11 protein-coding genes are annotated in these 17,172 nt (G+C 63.4%); 3 read left to right on the top strand and 8 right to left on the bottom strand.

Features of this window, described 5'->3' with window-relative positions:
- The coding region (locus H6B15_RS14260; protein WP_204648673.1) for a SpoIIE family protein phosphatase at positions 1 to 2,304 on the top strand (2,304 nt) is incomplete at its 5' end.
- Positions 2,305 to 2,536: 232 nt separating this feature from the next.
- The gene (locus H6B15_RS14255; RefSeq protein ID WP_204648672.1) at positions 2,537 to 4,615 is read left to right on the top strand and encodes an elongation factor G; all 2,079 of its coding nucleotides are present in this window, start codon (positions 2,537 to 2,539) and stop codon (positions 4,613 to 4,615) included.
- A gap of 148 nt (positions 4,616 to 4,763) precedes the next feature.
- Here the strand turns inward: H6B15_RS14255 and H6B15_RS14250 are convergent, their stop codons facing one another.
- The 8 genes from H6B15_RS14250 to H6B15_RS14215 all read right to left on the bottom strand — a co-directional run bounded on the left by H6B15_RS14250 (position 4,764) and on the right by H6B15_RS14215 (position 12,734).
- Positions 4,764 to 5,216, bottom strand: a complete 453-nt coding sequence (locus tag H6B15_RS14250) for a GNAT family N-acetyltransferase (RefSeq protein ID WP_204648671.1) — start codon at positions 5,214 to 5,216, stop codon at positions 4,764 to 4,766.
- Between the two features lie 320 nt (positions 5,217 to 5,536).
- Positions 5,537 to 6,469 (bottom strand): NAD(P)/FAD-dependent oxidoreductase, encoded by a 933-nt coding sequence (locus H6B15_RS14245; protein WP_204648670.1) that lies wholly within the window; start codon positions 6,467 to 6,469, stop codon positions 5,537 to 5,539.
- A gap of 223 nt (positions 6,470 to 6,692) precedes the next feature.
- Positions 6,693 to 7,667 carry an N-acetylmuramoyl-L-alanine amidase family protein gene (locus H6B15_RS14240; RefSeq protein WP_204648669.1) on the bottom strand — a complete coding sequence of 325 codons (975 nt, stop codon included), beginning with the start codon at positions 7,665 to 7,667 and terminating at the stop codon, positions 6,693 to 6,695.
- A gap of 274 nt (positions 7,668 to 7,941) precedes the next feature.
- Positions 7,942 to 8,901 carry a diguanylate cyclase domain-containing protein gene (locus tag H6B15_RS14235; RefSeq protein WP_204648668.1) on the bottom strand — a complete coding sequence of 320 codons (960 nt, stop codon included), beginning with the start codon at positions 8,899 to 8,901 and terminating at the stop codon, positions 7,942 to 7,944.
- 170 nt (positions 8,902 to 9,071) lie between these two features.
- Positions 9,072 to 10,367: a phosphopyruvate hydratase gene (eno, locus tag H6B15_RS14230; protein WP_204648667.1), complete on the bottom strand. Its 1,296-nt coding sequence runs from the start codon at positions 10,365 to 10,367 to the stop codon at positions 9,072 to 9,074.
- Positions 10,368 to 10,636: 269 nt separating this feature from the next.
- Positions 10,637 to 11,374: a hypothetical protein gene (locus tag H6B15_RS14225; protein ID WP_204648666.1), complete on the bottom strand. Its 738-nt coding sequence runs from the start codon at positions 11,372 to 11,374 to the stop codon at positions 10,637 to 10,639.
- A gap of 81 nt (positions 11,375 to 11,455) precedes the next feature.
- The gene (locus H6B15_RS14220; RefSeq protein WP_204648665.1) at positions 11,456 to 12,208 is read right to left on the bottom strand and encodes a DUF4367 domain-containing protein; all 753 of its coding nucleotides are present in this window, start codon (positions 12,206 to 12,208) and stop codon (positions 11,456 to 11,458) included.
- Positions 12,201 to 12,734 carry an RNA polymerase sigma factor gene (locus H6B15_RS14215; protein WP_204648664.1) on the bottom strand — a complete coding sequence of 178 codons (534 nt, stop codon included), beginning with the start codon at positions 12,732 to 12,734 and terminating at the stop codon, positions 12,201 to 12,203. The genes H6B15_RS14220 and H6B15_RS14215 overlap by 8 nt, the downstream gene beginning before the upstream one ends.
- Before the next feature lie 411 nt (positions 12,735 to 13,145).
- Here H6B15_RS14215 and H6B15_RS14210 point away from each other — a divergent pair.
- Positions 13,146 to 17,172, top strand: a 4,027-nt coding sequence (locus tag H6B15_RS14210; protein WP_204648663.1) for a discoidin domain-containing protein, incomplete at its 3' end; no start/stop codon positions are given.

Below are 17,172 nucleotides of genomic sequence, written 5' to 3'. Positions count from 1 at the left end.
GCCCCGCAGCCGCCTGCCCCCGACGAGGAAGCCCGGGAGCCCGCGCCGCCGCCGGCCATCGAAGCCGCACCCCGAAGCCGGCTGCTCTCGGGAGCGCTGCTCTGGCGGCTGGGCAGTGTGGCCGCCGGGTGTGTGCTGGGGGCCGGGCAGCTGTACGGCGCCGCCCCCCTGGGCCTGGCCTTCACGGTGGGATGTCCGCCGGGATTTGCCCTGCCCGCCCTGGCCGGCGCTCTGGCGGGAAGCCTGGCCTTTCAGCCCTTCACCCTGGGGCTGAAGCTGGCGGGAGCGCTGGTGGCCGCCGTGGCCGGGCGGTGCGTGGCCGCCCAGCTGGGCAAAAAGCAGTACATACTGGGGGCCGCCGCCGGATCCGCCGCCCTGCTGGGGGAACAACTGGCCGTGAGCGTTGCCGGGCCCACCGCTATGGCCGACACCGCTCAGGTCCTGGCCACCGCCGTGCTGGCGGCGGGGTTCGGGGCGGCCATCCGGCTTCTGCCCCACAGCAAGCCCCGGGGGCTGTGCCTCTGGCTGGCCATGGCGGCGGCCTGCGCCCAGCGGCTGATGCCCCTGCTGGGGGGCGGATTTGCCCCGGGGCTGGCCCTGGCCGCAGGCACCGGGCTGTGCACCGCCTTCGGGGGCAGCCTGGAACAGAGCGCCGTGCTGGCGGTGGCCATGGCGGCGGCGGTTACCGCCGCCACCCCGGCTTTGAGCTATGCGGCCCTGGCCGTGGCCCTGGGCACCCTGGGTGCCGCGGTGCTGGCCAACGGTGACCGGCGGCGCTGTGTGGCGGTGTTTGCCGCGGGATGTGCCGTGGGGGCCCTGGCGGCCCCCACCCCCGTGGAAGCGCTGTGGCTCTGCCTTTCGGCCGCCGTGGGGGCGGTGGGTTTTCTGGCCTGCCCGGCCTCTTTGCTGCGGGGGGTGTTTCCCCCGCCCGCCCCGCCGGCGGTGAGCCAGACCCTGAGCAGCGCCGCCCGGCGGCTGTCCGGGGTGGCGGACAGTCTTTCGGACATTGCGGACACGGTGAACGAGGTGTGCGAACGCCAGCTGCCCCCCAAGGGGGAAACCTACGATTATGTGGTGGAGTACGCCGCCCGCCATGTGTGCCAGACCTGTGAGCGGCGGTCCGCCTGCTGGATCCGGGGATATTCCACGGCGGTGGACGGGCTGTACAAGCTGCGGGGCGTATTGGACGCCCGGGGGCGTGTGGAGTTGGAGGACCTGCCCGGACAGCTGACCGTCTGCACCCATCCCAGCGACCTGTGTGCCGCCGTGACCCACGGCTACCGGCTGTGGAGCAGCCGCCGCCAGACCCGGGCCCGGGCCAGCCTGCTGCGGGGTGCCCTGACCGAGCAGTACAACGCCATGGCCGCCGCCCTGGCCCAGATGGCCGACCGTCTGGGCCAGGCGGGGCTGCCGGACCCGCGGCGGGAAGCCAAGGTGGCGGGGCTGTTTTCGGCCCTGGGGCTGGAACCCCTGGAATGTTCCGTCACCGGGGACGTGACCGGGCGGATCCATGTGAGCGTGACCGTTCCCCGGATGAAATTCACCGACGAGGAACTGCAGGGCCTGGCCCGGGAGGTGGGGCGCATCTGCCGCCGGGACTTCGACCTGCCGGACCTGGCCCAGTGCCGCACGGTAAGCATGCTGCGGTTCGGGGAACGGCCGCTGTTCACCCCGGTGTTCGGGCTGGCCAGCCGCCCCGCCCCGCCGGAACAGGTGAGCGGAGACGCCTGCAACCAGTTCTGTGACCGGTCCGGCCGGGCCCAGATGCTGCTGTGCGACGGCATGGGCACCGGCAAGGCCGCCGCGGTGGACGGGCGGATGGCCGCCAGGCTGACCACCCAGCTGCTGCGGGCAGGCTTTGCCGCCGAGAGTGCCGCCCGGCTGGTGAACGTGGCCCTGGGCATGAAGTGCGCGGACCAGGAATCCGGCGCCACCCTGGACCTGCTGACGGTGGATCTGTATACCGGCCGGGCAGGGCTGTTCAAGGCCGGGGCGGCCCCCAGTTTTCTGGTGCGGGAAGGCACCGCCCGGGTGCTGGAAGCTCCCAGCCTGCCCATGGGGGTGAGCGATTCGGTGGTGGGGCGCTCCACCGGGTTTTCCCTGGCCGAGGGGGACATGGTGGTGCTGGTGTCCGACGGGGCCCTGTGCGACGGAAACGACTGGCTGGTGGAGCAGCTGCAGCTGTGCGCCCGGCTGGGCCACGACCCCGACCAGGTGGCCAAAGCGGTGGCGGACAGCGCGGTGCGGCGTTCCGGGGCGCGGCAGGACGACATCACGGTGGCGGTGCTGCGGCTGGACCGGTAAAGTTGTTTTGTTGCAAACGACGATACAGCGCCAAACCGCCCCATTCCTTTGTTTTTATTTACAAAATTTTTATAACTTTGCCAAAAAAACTGTTTAATTTTCTCCAAACATGTGGTAAAGTAGAATCATTCGGGGGGCGGGCGCGGCCCGCGGCCCCAGTACATATCGCCGATCGGCCGGAATCTGAAATGCTGCGTGGACCGGGCCCGGCGCGAAAAGAGGTTTGAATACGATGGAATACGCCAGCAAGGACATCCGCAACATTCTGGTGGCCGGCCATGCCGGCTGCGGCAAGACCACTCTGGTGGAAGCACTGCTGTACATGAGCGGCGCCACCGAGCGCATGGGCCGTGTGGAAGACGGCACCACCGCCAGCGACTTTGACCCCGAGGAGGCCAAGCGCAAGGCTTCGCTGAATTCCAGCGTGATCCCGGTGGAACTGGACGGCACCAAGTACAACCTGATCGATGTGCCCGGCCTGTTCGACTTTGAGTCCGGCGCCTGCGAGGGCATCCGCGCCGCCGAAAGCGTTCTGATTTGTGTGTCCGGCCGTTCCGGCGTGACCGTCGGCGCCGAAAAAGCCTATTCCCTGGCGCTGAAAAACAACAAGGCCCGCATGATCTTTGTGACCAAGGCGGACCTGGAAAATGCCGATTACTTCAAGATTCTGGAACAGATGAAGATCAAGTTCGGTCCTTCCATCTGCCCCTGCGTGGTGCCTGCCCGCCTGGACGACGGCACCATCGTCTACATCAACCTGTTCAGCCAGAAGGCCTTCAAATATGAGGGCGGCAAGCAGGTCCAGGTGGACCTGCCGGACATCGGCCACCGGTTCGAAGGCCTGATCCAGGCCATGAACGAGGCCATTGCCGAAACCGACGAAGCCCTGATGGAAAAGTTCTTCGAGGGGGAGGAGTTCACCACCGAAGAGATCGTGTCCGGCATGGCCGCCGGCGTGCGCACCGGCCAGATCACTCCGGTGTTCTGCGGCAGTGCGGTGAACATGCAGGCCATGGATATGCTAGTGTACAACCTGAAGGAGCTTCTGCCTTCCGCCGACGCCGCCGCCCAGGTGGCCGAGGACAAGGACGGCAACCCGGTGGAGATCGCCGTGGACCCCGCCGCCCCCACCTGCGCCTACGTCTTCAAGACGGTGGCCGACCCCTTTGTGGGCAAGCTGAGCTTCATCAAGGTGCTGGCCGGCAAGCTGAGCGCCACCTCCAACGTGGTCAACGCCCGCACCGGTCAGCCGGAACGCCTGGGCAAGACCCTGACCATCTGCGGCAAGCGCCAGACCGACACTCCCGCCATCGCGGCCGGTGACATCGGCGCCGTGGCCAAGCTGGCCACCGCCAAAACCGGCGACACCCTGTGCGACCCCGCCCGGGTGGTGAGCCTGCCCGCCCCCGAATATCCCGTGGCCTGCTACCGCATGGCGGTGAAGGTGGCCAAGAAGGGCGACGAAGGCAAGGTTTCCGGCGCGCTGGCCCGCCTGATGGAGGAAGACCCCTCCATCACCTTCCAGGTGGACCCCGAAACCAAACAGCAGATCATTGCGGGCCAGGGCACCCAGCATCTGGAAGTGGCCGTGGCCAAGCTGAAGAACAAGTTCGGCGTGGAGATCACCCTGGAAGTGCCCCGCGTGCCCTACCGTGAATCCATCCGCAAGGCCTGCAAGGCCCAGGGCCGCCACAAGAAGCAGACCGGCGGTCACGGCCAGTTCGGCGATGTGTGGATTCAGTTCGAGCCCTGCGAGGGGGACGACATCCAGTTTGAAGAAAAGGTGTTCGGCGGCAGCGTGCCCAAGAACTTCTTCCCCGCTGTGGAAAAGGGCGTGCGCCAGGCCGCAGCCCACGGCGTGCTGGCCGGCTACCCCATGGTGGGCATGAAGGCCACCCTGCTGGACGGCAGCTACCATCCTGTGGACTCCAGCGAAATGGCCTTCATCATGGCCGCCAAGCTGGCCTACAAGGCCGCCATTCCCGAAGCCAGCCCGGTGCTGCTGGAACCCATCGGCACCCTGCAGGTCCATGTGCCGGCGGACAACACCGGCGATATCATGGGCGAGGTGACCAAGCGCCGCGGCCGCGTGCTGGGCATGAGCCCCGACGAGGAGGGCGGCCAGGTGGTGGACGCCGAAGTGCCCATGGCCGAGATGCAGGATTTCACCACCTTCCTGCGGCAGCTGACCCAGGGACGCGGCCATTACACCTTCGAGTTCGTCCGCTACGAGACCCTGCCCCAGATGCTGGAAGCCAAGGTCATTGAGCAGGCCAAAGCCCTGGGCAACATGGCCGACGACGACGCCTGATTTCTGCTTTTTCCTTTGCTGATACAAGCAACGCCCCCGGTTCCTTTTGGGAACCGGGGGCGTTGTGATTTTTGTGAAATGGCAAGTGCCTGTGCCTGCGACATCGGCCCAAGTGCCAACTTCACAGCGATCCTTTTTCCATCCGGATTTACCGCTGCCGAATCATCAGCGACAGTTCGATTTCCTCTCCATCTGTCACGCCTGTTTCTGCAAAGCCCTTGCTTTTGTACATGGTCAGGGCCCGGATGTTCTCTTTGTTGCATGTCAAGGTCACACGATCGGAAGAACCAAAGGGCTTTTCCCGGATATAATCAAGCACCCTGTCCAGTGCGGCCTTTCCATATCCCTTTCCCTGTTCTGCCTGCTCAATCATCATGTGCCATATATCATATTCCGGAACATCATAATCATAAATCACCATAACGTAGCCAACCATGGTTTGCCCCTCGTATATTCCAAAAGGCTGGCATTGCTCCCGGTATACGTATGCCTGTGCAAGGCTGCGAATGGGATGAGAAACAAAGCGTTCCTGTTCCGGTGCAAGCTTCAGATTGAATGCATCAATAAAGTTTTCTTCCGTAATTTTTCTGAGATGAATCATAAAGTCCTCCATAAATTGCTCCCACTTACCGGGAAAGAGTTTTTGTGTGAACAGCTATGAAGAATCGGAAGCTTGGATGAAAGCGCAAATAAAAAGCCGCGGCTGATAAACCGCGGCCAAAAATTATATAAACCTTATAATGCAACCGAGGTCCTCCAAAGATGTTCAGTTTTTCGAATGGTTCTGCTGTTTTTCATCATGAAGCACCTCGCTTTCTATTAGAATTTATTCCATCATAACAGCCCGGACCGACTCTGTCAACCGGCGTTCTGTACTTGCCGCTTTGTGCCTGTCGCCCAGGAGAATGGTGAAAAGCCGGTTTACTTCTCCACCCCGGCCAGGTATTCCTGGGCGAAGTGCACGGCCACGGCGCCGTCGGCGGTGGCGGTGACCACCTGGCGCACCGCCTTGGCCCGGGCATCCCCCACCGCGAACACGCCGGGCAGGTTGGTGCGGGTGGTCTCGTCGGCCTCAAAATAGCCGGCCTTGTCGCAGTGCACCTGGTCCCGGAACAGCTGGGTATCGGGCACACGGCCGATGGCCGCAAACACGCCGTCGCAGGCCAGCTCCCGGATTTCGCCGGTGTGCACGTCCTGCACCTTCAGGGCGCACAGACGGCCGTCCTCTCCCTGCACCAGCTCCGCCGGGCGGGCGTTCCAGACGATCTCCACCCCGCTGCTTTCCAGGGCTTTCACGTTGGGCGCCGGGGCACGCAGCTCGTCGCGGCGGTGCACCAGATACACCTTCTGGCACAGCTTGGCCAGGTGCAGGGCATCCCCCACCGCCGTGTTGCCGCCGCCGACCACCACCACCGTCTTGCCGCGGTAGAGCATACCGTCGCAGGCGGCGCAGTAGCCCATGCCCCGGCCGATGAGTTCCTTCTCGTTGGGCAGGCCCAACGGACGGGGAGACGCCCCCGGTGCCAGCACCACCGCGCGGGCCAGCACCTCGCCGCTGTCGGTCTGCAGGTGCTTGACTTCCCCGGTCAGGTCGGCCCCGGTGAGCTGGGCGTAGCGGAACTCTGCCCCCGCCCTCTCGGCCCCCTGGCGCATCAGGTCGCCCAGGGAGTAGCCGTCCAGCCCTTCAGGAAAGCCGGGATAGTTTTCGATGAGGGGGGAGTCGGCCATCTGACCGCCGGCGGCCAGCTTTTCCAGCACAAGGGTCTTGAGCCCGGCCCGGGCCCCGTACAAGCCGGCGGTGCAGCCGCCGGGGCCGCCGCCCACCACGGCCAGATCATATATCATTTCACTCATGGTATTGTCTCCTTTGCCGGTTGCCCGTTACGCCGGGCAGCCTTTTCCCCACTATACCAGATCTTGGGGATTTTGTCGAGAGTTTACCCCACCCGCAGGGCTTTCATTCCTCCGCACCAACAAAAAAAAGCCCTCCGTGTTGTCCGTCACGGAGGGCCTGCCGGGGCCGATTGGGGGAGCGCCCCGGCACGCAGAAAAAGAAGCGCGTTATGCGGGAATGTCGTTATTGGTTGGGTTCCAGGTTAAACCAGCTGCAGATGGCCTCGTAGTAGATCTTCGCCGCCCGCTGGCAGCCGTCCTCATCCGCCAGCAGGTCCACGTCGGCGCTGTTGGTGATGAAGCACTGTTCGGACAGCACCGCCGGGCACTGGGCGTATTCCAGCACCCCGAAGGTGGGGTCGTCGTGGACGGATTCGTCGTCATACAGCAGCTTTTCGTTGTCGTCGCCGTAGTATATGTACCGCACGCCGTCCGCCCCCCGCAGCCGCTGTCCCAGCGCGCCGAACCCCTGGGTCAGGCACTGGGCAAAGCGCAGGCTCTCGTCATGGTTGGCGTTGCCGGGGGGGATGGGATAGCACTCGTACCCGGAGGTGCTGGCCGCCGAATCGGAATTGCCGTGGATGGACAGCAGCAGCTGGGCCCCTTGGGCATTGGCACGCTGGGCCCGCTCGCTGGGCTTGATGCGGGCCACGTCCGGGTTCTGGCTTTCCTCCTCGGTGATGGTCAGGTAGGGGGTGAACCGGCCGTCCGCTTCCAGCAGGTCGGCCAGGGCGTTGGCGGTGTTCCAGGTCATCTCATATTCGCCGAAGCCGGGGCCTTCCGACCCGCGGTCCACTCCGCCGTGGCCGGGGTCGATGGCCACCACCGGCAGTGCCGGGTCCGGCGCCGCCGCGGGTTTGGCGGCCACGGGGACCTCGGCCTGGGATTCTGGCTCAGCCGCCGGGGAAAGCAGGTTCTTCACGCTGGGCACCAGGAACAGCGCCACGGCAGCCAGCACGCACACCACAGCGGCCAGCAGCCCCAGCCGCACCAGCTGCTGCCGGCGACGGCGACGGCGGCGCATGGCATACCAGTCCCGGGACCGCGCCTGGGGGGCACGCACCGCCCCCGCCGTGTTGGGACTGCGCCGGGGCGGCGCCGCCTGGGCGCGGCGGTACTGGATCTTGCTGGGTTGGATTTGAGGCTCCTGCCGGGGCATGGGGGTCACCTGCCTTTTGTACTTCCTGTGCACCGGTTTTGCGCGGTACGTTTTGTAGTATAGGGGACGTTTGTGTCCGACTTGTTTCCGATTGTGACAAAATCATGGCGACTTCTGTTTATAAAGTGGCATTTCGCCCCTTTTTGTTACAGCATTTCGGCCTGATTTTGTTTTCATCCTGTAAAACGCCCGGTAAAGGGCAAAAGTCTCAGACGATACAAAAAAAGCCGGACCGGTGCGCTTGCATCCGGTCCGACCTGTTGAAAACCTTCCCTCAGAAAGTATGGGAATAGACATGGCAGGCATTCTTGCCCTTGTGTTTGGCGGTGTACAGCGCTTCGTCGGCGCGCTGGTACAGATCCCGCACGGTATCGTCCGGCTGTTTGCTGGCCAGGCCGATGGAGATGTGCACCGGCTGCCCGATGGTGGCACCGGCGCTTTCGTTGACCTTGCGGATGATACGCTCCGCAATGCGCACGGCGATCTCGTCGGTGGAGACCCCGGGGCAGAGCACGGCGAACTCGTCGCCGCCCACACGGCCCAGCACATCCACCCGGCGGGTGGCTTCCTTCAGCAGCCGCCCCACCTGTTTCAGCACCTCGTCCCCGGCCAGGTGGCCGTAGGTATCGTTGACGTTCTTGAAATCATCCAGGTCCAGCACCATGAGATAGGCCGGACCTTCGGCCAGGCGCTTGCCGCTCTGCTCAAAGAAGGCGCGGTGGTTGTACAGCCCGGTCACCGGGTCGGAGTTGGCCAGCTCGGCCATGCGGGCGGCCAGACGCTGGGTTTCCCGGATGCGCTCGCTGAGAGTTTTGGGATAAAATTCTCCGTAAGCCTGCTCCTTGTAGGGCACCGACTGGTGGATGTGCACGATCTTCCAGTCCTGGCCCCGCCTGGCGTACACCACGCTGAACCGCACGTCCATATCCATGCCGGCATCGTCCTGGCCATCCCGTACATGGAATCCGCCGTACACCAGGTGGGCGTCGGGGCTCATGGCACAATCCTGGTACCATTCGTCCAGCAGCACAAAGGTGATGTTTTCGGTCTGGGCGCGTTCCTCGTTCAGTGCCCGCATCAGCCCTTCGCCGGAAGTATAGAATTCATGCTTGCCGGTGCCGATCACCACACACTGGGGATCAATCATCGGATACAGCCGGGAGAAATCCTCCTGGGTGCGGTGGAACACGTAAATATGCCACAGTTGCCGGGTCATCCCGCAAAAATCGGTCATGAAAAAGTCTCCTGTGATCGAGGGAAAAATCAAGATTTTTTCTTCTATTTTTCTTTTTATTATGGTAGATTTGCCCCCCGTTGTCAACCCGAAGCCCCCGGATTTTCACACAAAAAGACGGATCCGCCCGCCATTTGACAGGGCAGATCCGTTTTTGTGACCGGGAAAACTCAGCGTTTCAGAGAGAACGCACCGAATCCGGGATACACCGCCGCGGCGCCCAGCTGTTCCTCAATGCGCAGCAGACGGTTGTATTTGGCCACCCGCTCGCTGCGGCTGGGGGCGCCGGTCTTGATCTGGCAGGTGTTCAGGGCCACAGCCAGGTCGGCGATGGTGGTGTCCTCGGTTTCGCCGGAACGGTGGGAGGAGATGGCCGTGTACCCGGCCTTGTGGGCCATCTTGATGGCCTCCAGGGTCTCGGACACCGAACCGATCTGATTGAGCTTGATCAGGATGGAGTTGCCGCAGCCCAGCTCAATGCCCTTGGCCAGGCGCCGGGTGTTGGTGACGAAGAGGTCGTCCCCCACCAGCTGTACCCTGCCGCCCAGCTCCTTGGTCAGCAGCTGCCAGCCTTCCCAGTCCTCCTCATCCAGCCCGTCTTCCAGGGAGTAGATGGGATACTTTTCGGTCAGGTCCTTCCAGTGGGCCACCAGCTCAGCGGAAGTATAGGTCTTGCCGCACTTGGGCAGCTTGTACGTCCCCTTGGTGCCGCTCTTCCACTCGCTGGCGGCGGCGTCCATGGCCAGCACAAAATCCCGGCCGGGGGTGTAGCCCGCCTTCTCGATGGCCTCCAGAATCACCTGGATGGCCTCCTCGTCGCTGGAAAGGTCGGGAGCAAAACCGCCCTCGTCCCCCACGGCGGTGGCCAGCCCCCGGCTCTTGAGCAGGGCCTGCAGGGCGTGGAAGACCTCGGTGCACCAGCGCAGGCCCTCGGCAAAGGTGGGCGCGCCGGCGGGCATGATCATGAATTCCTGCACGTCCACCGTGTTGGCCGCGTGGGCGCCGCCGTTGAGGATGTTCATCATGGGCACCGGCAGGCGGTTGGCGTTGACCCCGCCCAGGAACCGGTACAGCGGGATGTCCAGGGCCGTGGCCGCCGCCCGGGCGCAGGCGATGGACACCGCCAGGATGGCGTTGGCCCCCAGGTTGGACTTGTCGGTGGTGCCGTCGGCGGCGATCATGGCGGCGTCCACGGCGTAGATGTCCGAAGCGTCCATACCGGTCAGGGCATCGTTGATGACGGTATTGATGTTCTGCACCGCCTTGGTCACACCCTTGCCGCCGTAGCGGGTCTTATCCCCGTCCCGCAGCTCCAGGGCTTCAAACTCGCCGGTGGAGGCGCCGCTGGGCGCCGCGCCCCGGCACACGGTGCCGTCGGCCAGCCAGACTTCCGCTTCCACCGTGGGATTGCCCCGGGAATCGATGATCTGGCGGCCGATGACCTTTTCAATGCTGAGGTAATTCATATTATAATACCTTCCTTTTCCCGGCACCGGCCCCGGGCGGGGATTGGCGCCGTGTGGTTTGGTTAGTTATCTCTAACTAACTGTATCATACCCCATTTTGCCGCAGGATGCAACCCCTGCACAAAAAAATTCTGGGCAGTGCGACCGGGGTTTATGCGCCGCCGTGCAATCTTTGCCTTTGCTGACACAAATTCCCCGGCACGGAATCTTCCGCGCCGGGGAATTTCCTGTTCGTATCAGATACCGCTCCGGCAGCAGGTCCGGAAGGATTACGTTGTCGCCGCCAGCAGGTCAGGCGCCGCTTCGGCAAATGCGGCGGCCGCCGCGGCAAAAGCTTCCTCGCTTTCCGCCGTACCGTTCAGCTGCACCAGGGTGCTCCCGTCCAGTGTGCCGGACAGGCTGTACACCCTTCGCCCGTCTTCCTCCGCCACCGCCACGGCCTGCTGCCCGAAGGTGTAGTCCGCGCCCGCTTCGGGCCAGGTCCGCAGACCGATCAGGCAGAGGTTCATGTGATTTTCCCCGCTGCGGTAGACCAGCGTCACCCCCTGCAGGGCCTCGCTGGTAACCTGGTACCGGCGCACGGTATTGTCTCCCCCTTGGGCTGCCGGGTCCACCCGGAAGCCCACCTGTACCTGTTCCAGCGTGTAGTCTTCCACCTGCTGTCGGGGCAGCGATGCTTCGGGGAATGTTTCCAGAAATGTCTGGGGATCATATCGCCCCGTCTCAGGGTTTTCGGCCACCGAGCCGTCGGGCATCAGCACATATTCCCCCGGGGCCAGCTGCGCCTCCACCGTCTGCCGGTAGGCCGCCCGGCTCTCCTCATCCAGAGAGGCATACTCTTCCCGGGGCCAGACCACCTCGGTCACTGCCGGGTTTTCCGATTGGCTGGCGGGTACCGGAGTACCGACCGGGGCAGCGGTGGTGTCTGCCTCTGTTTTCTGCCCGGTGCAGGCGGACAGAAGAAGCACACAGGCGCCCAACATAACGGCAATTCGTGTCAGGTTCATAGGTTCCTCCTTCTCATGGTCACGAATCCACTTCCTTTACCATGCAGACGAAAAAATACCCCTTTTGTGACACTTTTCTCCTCAGTTTTTTATTTTGATGCCGTTGGCCACCCGCACCAGTTCATCCAGCGGCAGATTTCCTTCCAACGTATGGTGGACGCCACCGTATTCCCAGAACAGGATATAGTCGGTGGTCCCGTCCACCTGGGACAGGATTCCCAAGGTCGCCTGCCCCCGGTCCAGGTCCAGGGTGGTGTATACCGCCCCCCGGCGGGTGTAGCTTGCCTTTTCCTCCGGCCGGGCGGTACGCAGGGTCAGCGCATAGTATCGGTCCGCGCCGTACATCCGGCCGGTGTACCGGGTATGAACCTCCGTTTCGGTGGCGCAGGAGGCCGCCCCGTCCCGGCGGAACCCCGCCGGGGTATAGGTGTCGGTGTAATTTTCCGGCAGGGCGTCCAGCGGTTCGCCTTCCACCTCATAGGTCAGGGTGACTTCCCGCCGCCCCCAGCTGAGCACCGCCCGGTACACCGCCCCACGCACATCGGCATTGGCGGCCAGCGCCCCCGCAAAAAGAAGCATGGCCAGCAGGGCCACCACCAGCAGATTGCGCAGCCGCAGCCGGCGGCGCAGGGCCGGCGGCTGCATCCGCCGCCATGCCCGCCGCCGGGCAGACAACGCCCGGAAAAACCGCTTGTCCCACCCGGAAGTTTCCGGGTACAACGCCCGCAATTCCCGATCCGAGGGACAGGCGGCATCCTCGGTATCCGCCTGTTGGCGCAAAGCCATGCACAGGGCCGCATCAAAGGAAACCGCAGGCAGATTCCGTTCAGGCATCCCGGTTCAGCTCCTTCCACAAGCGGGCTCTGGCCCGCTGCAATCGTTTGCGGGCCGTCGCCTCGCTCACACCCAGGGCCGCGGCCATCTGCGCCCCGGATGCCCCCTGGACCGCCAGTTCCAGAAGGATCCGGTCCCTTTCAGGCAGCTGTGACACCAACTCCAGCAGCCGGGCCAGCTGTTCCCCCGCCACCACCGCGTCCTCCGGCACCGGTGCCGGGTCCGCCCCGGTATCGGGCTCCGGGTCCGGGGTTTCGGAGCCGGTGCGGCGCAGTTGGTCCAACGCCCGGCTGCGGGCTACCAGCACCAGGTACCGCCGCACCCGCCGGTCGTCGGCGGTATCAATGGCCGAAAAGTGCCGCGCCAGATAGAAGAAGGCTTCCTGCATGACGTCCTCGGCCAGATGTTCATCCCGCAGGATGGTATAGGCGGTATGAAATACCAGACGCTTGCAGGCGTGCCAGATTTCTTCAAACCGGCGCCGATCATCGGCGTTTTCCAGACAGGCCAGATACAGCGCGATCATGGCGGACCTCCTTTTTGCAGTTTTTATGGTTTTTATAGCATCTTCCGGCTCAAAACGCAAGATGGACCGCGGCATCCTTTTCACCGGTTTGGAACAGGAAAAAGGCACCGCACAGTGCCGAACCGCCCCGGATTAGGATGGCAATACAAACAACAACTCCAAACAGTGCGGCAAAACACGCCCGGTCTTTGGTCACAAAAGTCAATCTGTCGCACAGGCAATCAACAAATCGTGACTATTATAGTACCATTTGCAAGCCTTGAGAAAAGAAAAAGCAGGATATTTCTGCCCTAACCGCCCAATTTCGAAATGAATTCCGTTTTTTGAGCGGCTTTTATTTTGTGACCGGGCAAAACCCGTTTGGGGTATGAAATCATACAAAAAGGAAATCATGAAAGGGTCAAGATGAACATGAAGAGAACGTTTGCGGGTGCGCTGGCAACCATGCTGGCGATTTCGATGCTGGCCACGCCCATGAGCGCGGCCTACGACGCGGCCGATGAGACCGACGCCGGCACCGAACCGGCCCAGGTCCAGACCGAGGCCGAGCCGGAACCCACAGAGGCACCGGAGGAAGAGCTGCCTCCCATTGAGGAAACCTCGGTGGTGAACGCCGAGGATATGGCCGGCGCCGCCGGGGTGGACCTGGACGCCATGCAGGACGATTTTTCCGCCCTGTGGGGTGTGACCGGCGACAGCTACGACGCCATGGACGAGGTGGACGGCATTGCCCTGTATGATGCCGGCGACGCCCCTGCCCAGGCCAACTACCTCTTCCTGTCCGACCAGGACTACGATGCTTCCTCCAAGATCAGCCACGGCAGCTTTATGCGCAACCTGGCCCCCAACGGCAAGACCATCCAGCTGCTGGTGAACGGCACCGCCACCCCCTTTGAAAAGGGTATGGGCGCCCACGCCACCTCCACCCTGATCTACGATGTCAGCGCCTTCACCGACACCTATCCCGTCCTGTCCTTCTACGCCGGCGTGGACTACAGCCAGAACGGCAAGGGCAACGGCGTCTGGTTCAGCGTGTCCGGCTCCAACGACAAGAGCCAGTGGACCGAGCTGGAGCGCACCCCTGTGCAGCTGCCCGGCAAGGACGCCGCCTACGTGAAGGCGGACGTGAGCGCCTACCGCTACATCCGCCTGTACGCCGACGCCAACGGCGCCGACGGCAACGACCACGCCGTCTACGGCGACCTGCGTCTGCTCAAGGCGAACTACGACATCAGCAGCGAGCTGTACACCGGCTTCAAGACGCTGGAAGAGTACGATGCCGCCCTGTCCGCCAACTCGGTGGAGGACAACTACGCCAACCACCTGCACGAGGTGCTGGAGCGCGCCTTTGTGGCCCGGGTGGGGTACCAGTCCATCCAGAACGCCGTGAAGGCCCAGGACAACGTGCGCGTGGCCCTGGACTGGCTGCGCAGCGACACCGCCTCCCTGCGGATGTTCCTGGAAGCGGGCAACCTGTACAACGGGTCCGGCTACAAGACCCTGGTTGCCCTGGGCAACCTGTACGAGACCGCCAAGAACGACATCGGCGACAGCGGCGATGCCCTGGTCTATAAAAAGATGATGCTGGCCACCGCCGTGGCCTACTGCAAGACCATCAACACCTACATGGTCGGGTTCGGCGGCAACTCCTACCCTTCCGACCCGGTGGTCAAGTACACCACCTTCAAGAAGCTGTACGATGAAGGCTACTTTGTGCGCAAGGACGAGTTCAAGACCTACCCCATGGAACTGGTGCGCTATGTCATGGACTCCAAGACGGAGGACGCCGAGATCCTGTGGCTGCGGGAATATGTGGAAAGCAAATACCCCGACAACCTGACCAAACGGCTGAACCCCTACACCTTTATCCGGTACAACAACATCAGTTACAGCCAGGCCCAGTTCTATGACCCGGCCAAGAAGGATTTCTGGAACACCAAATACGACTTCCTGCGCTACGGCGTGACCTACGGGGAGAAGGATTACTTCCACCTGTGGATGATGATGGAAGTGGGCGGCATCTGCTGGGGCATTTCCGGCATGGGCCTGTCCATCAACGAAACCCACGGCATTCCCGCCGTGAACACCTACCAGCCCGGCCACGAAGCCTATCTGCTGTACACCCAGAACGACAAGGGCGAAGGAATCTGGAGCATCTGGAACAACATTTCCGGCTGGGCCAGCTCCTACACCCGCTGGGGCTGGAACACCGGCGCCGAGGCCCGCATCCTGCTGGGCTGGGGCCAGATGGACTACAACAAGGTGGACGGCGGCAACAACACCTCCTACATCCTGCTGTCCCAGGCGGCGCTGAACCGCTATGACGAGTTCCTGACCTCCATGCTGTACAAGCTGGTGGCCGACGTCTATCCCGCCGGCAGCGCCAAGCACGAACAGGCCCTGAACCGCTCTCTGGAATGTCTGGAGCTGAACCTGGACGCGCTGTACGGCATGGTCAAATCCTACCGCGCCGACGCTTCCACCACCGAGACCGAGTGGGCCGACCTGGCCCGCCTGGTCATCAAGACCTACACCTTCTACCCCGCCCCCATGGTGGACCTGCTGGGGCAGATCACCTCCCACATCACCGACCCCGCCCTGCTGGTGGAGCTGAACACCCTGAAGTACAACGCCCTGAAGCAGGCATCGGTGGCCACCACCGCCGACACCCTGCAGAATGACGCCTGCCAGGCCGTGGCCCGGTCCCTGCTGGGTTCCGGCACCGTGGAACTGGCCACCTTCTCCTTTGACGGCGAAAACGCCGGCTGCATCGTGCTGGACCCCAGCTACGACGCCTACGAACTGATGGTCCGCGTCTCCCTGGACGGCGGCAAGACCTGGGAAAAGTTCACCGCCGCCGACGGTTCCGAGATTGAGTACACCCCTGAACACAAGATCCAGCTGACCCCCGACCAGATTGCCCGCATCAACGCGGAGGATGACATCAAGGTGGGTCTGACCGGCACCAACGCCAACCACACCATCGACATCAAGGCAGGCAAGACCTTTACCCAGACCCCCCTGTACGCCAACGATGACGAGAACCTGCTCATCGGCGACACCGCTTCTCTGGAATACAGCACCGACGGCGGCCAGAACTGGGCCGATTATCCCGGCGGGCTGGACAGCAAGGTTCGCTTTACCGGCGACACCACCGTGACCGTGCGCTACAAGGCCCACGGCGTGTACCTGCAGAGCGCCACCGGCACCTACACCTTCACCCCGGAAAACTACGCCCCCGACTGCACCTACCTGCCCCTGCGGTATGTGACGCTGGAGGCCTACTCCACCCAGAACAGCACCAGCGCCGACCACGCTGCCGCCAACTTCATCGACGGCAGCGCCTACACCGCCTGGCACACCAAGTTCGGCTACTTTGACCCCGACAAGTTCTACACCGTGCGGTTCGACCGTGTGCGGGCCATCACCCGCCTGACCTACCTGCCCGGCGGCCAGAACGGACGGCTGAAGTCCGGCCAGATTTTTGCCAGCATGGACGGTGAGGAGTGGACGCTGGTCAAGACCTTCGAGGGTCTGGCCAACGATACCAGGCTCAAGACCATCGACCTGGATGCCCCGGTGGCCATGCGTTACCTGAAGATCGTGGCCACCTCCACCTACTACAACAGCGAAGGGGAAAAGGACCGGTATTTCAGCGGCAAGATGCTGAACTTTTACGAGGACCCCACCATGGCCGAGGAGATCCCGGCCCAGATCACCTATTCCACCGAAGAGCCCACCCGGGAGGACGTGACCGCCACCCTGGTGCTGCCCGACGGCTGCCGCGCCGATGTGACCGAGCACGTGTTCACCGAAAACGGCAGCTACACCTTCACCTACTACGACGCCCTGAACCGGGAAAAGACCATTGAGGCCAATGTGCACTGGATCGACAAGACCCCGCCGGAAGGCCGTGTCGTCTACTCCTACGAGGGCTGGACCGCCGATTCCATCATTGCCAGCGTGGAGACCGAGGAGGATGTGACCTTCCTGGACGACTCCAACGGCACCTGGGCGTTCGACACCAACGGCAGCTATACCTTCCGCTTTGCGGACGCCGTGGGCAACGTCACCGAACTGAAGGCCGAAGTGAGCTGGATCGACAAGACCAAGCCCGCCGAGGAAGACATGGTGAGCATTGCCACCGGCGAAACCGCCGACACCGTGACCCTGAACATCGACCCCTCCGCCGTGGAGGTGGTGAGCGTGAACGGCGAACCCACCGACAGCAACATCCTCACCGTCACCGTGAACGGGCTGTACACCTTCCTGCTGCGTCTGCGGGATACCGGCTACGAATTCACCTACACCGTGCTGGTGGACTGGCTGAGCGGCGAGGTGCCCGAACCCACGCCCACGCCGACTCCTACCCCCACGCCGACCCCCAAACCGGAGGTGACCCCTTCCCCCAGCCCGGCGCCCACGCCCAGCACCACCC

The organism is Gemmiger formicilis (assembly GCF_016900095.1).
Taxonomy (GTDB): Bacteria; Bacillota; Clostridia; order Oscillospirales; family Ruminococcaceae; genus Gemmiger; species Gemmiger formicilis_A.
This window is presented reverse-complemented; position numbering and strand designations above follow the sequence as displayed.

Coding starts and splice junctions, on each gene's coding strand:
- H6B15_RS14255 (WP_204648672.1), top strand. CDS start 2,537: ATGGAATACGCCAGCAAGGACATCCGCAACATTCTGGTGGCCGGCCAT.
- H6B15_RS14250 (WP_204648671.1), bottom strand. CDS start 5,216: ATGATTCATCTCAGAAAAATTACGGAAGAAAACTTTATTGATGCATTC.
- H6B15_RS14245 (WP_204648670.1), bottom strand. CDS start 6,469: ATGAGTGAAATGATATATGATCTGGCCGTGGTGGGCGGCGGCCCCGGC.
- H6B15_RS14240 (WP_204648669.1), bottom strand. CDS start 7,667: ATGCCCCGGCAGGAGCCTCAAATCCAACCCAGCAAGATCCAGTACCGC.
- H6B15_RS14235 (WP_204648668.1), bottom strand. CDS start 8,901: ATGACCGATTTTTGCGGGATGACCCGGCAACTGTGGCATATTTACGTG.
- eno (WP_204648667.1), bottom strand. CDS start 10,367: ATGAATTACCTCAGCATTGAAAAGGTCATCGGCCGCCAGATCATCGAT.
- H6B15_RS14225 (WP_204648666.1), bottom strand. CDS start 11,374: ATGAACCTGACACGAATTGCCGTTATGTTGGGCGCCTGTGTGCTTCTT.
- H6B15_RS14220 (WP_204648665.1), bottom strand. CDS start 12,208: ATGCCTGAACGGAATCTGCCTGCGGTTTCCTTTGATGCGGCCCTGTGC.
- H6B15_RS14215 (WP_204648664.1), bottom strand. CDS start 12,734: ATGATCGCGCTGTATCTGGCCTGTCTGGAAAACGCCGATGATCGGCGC.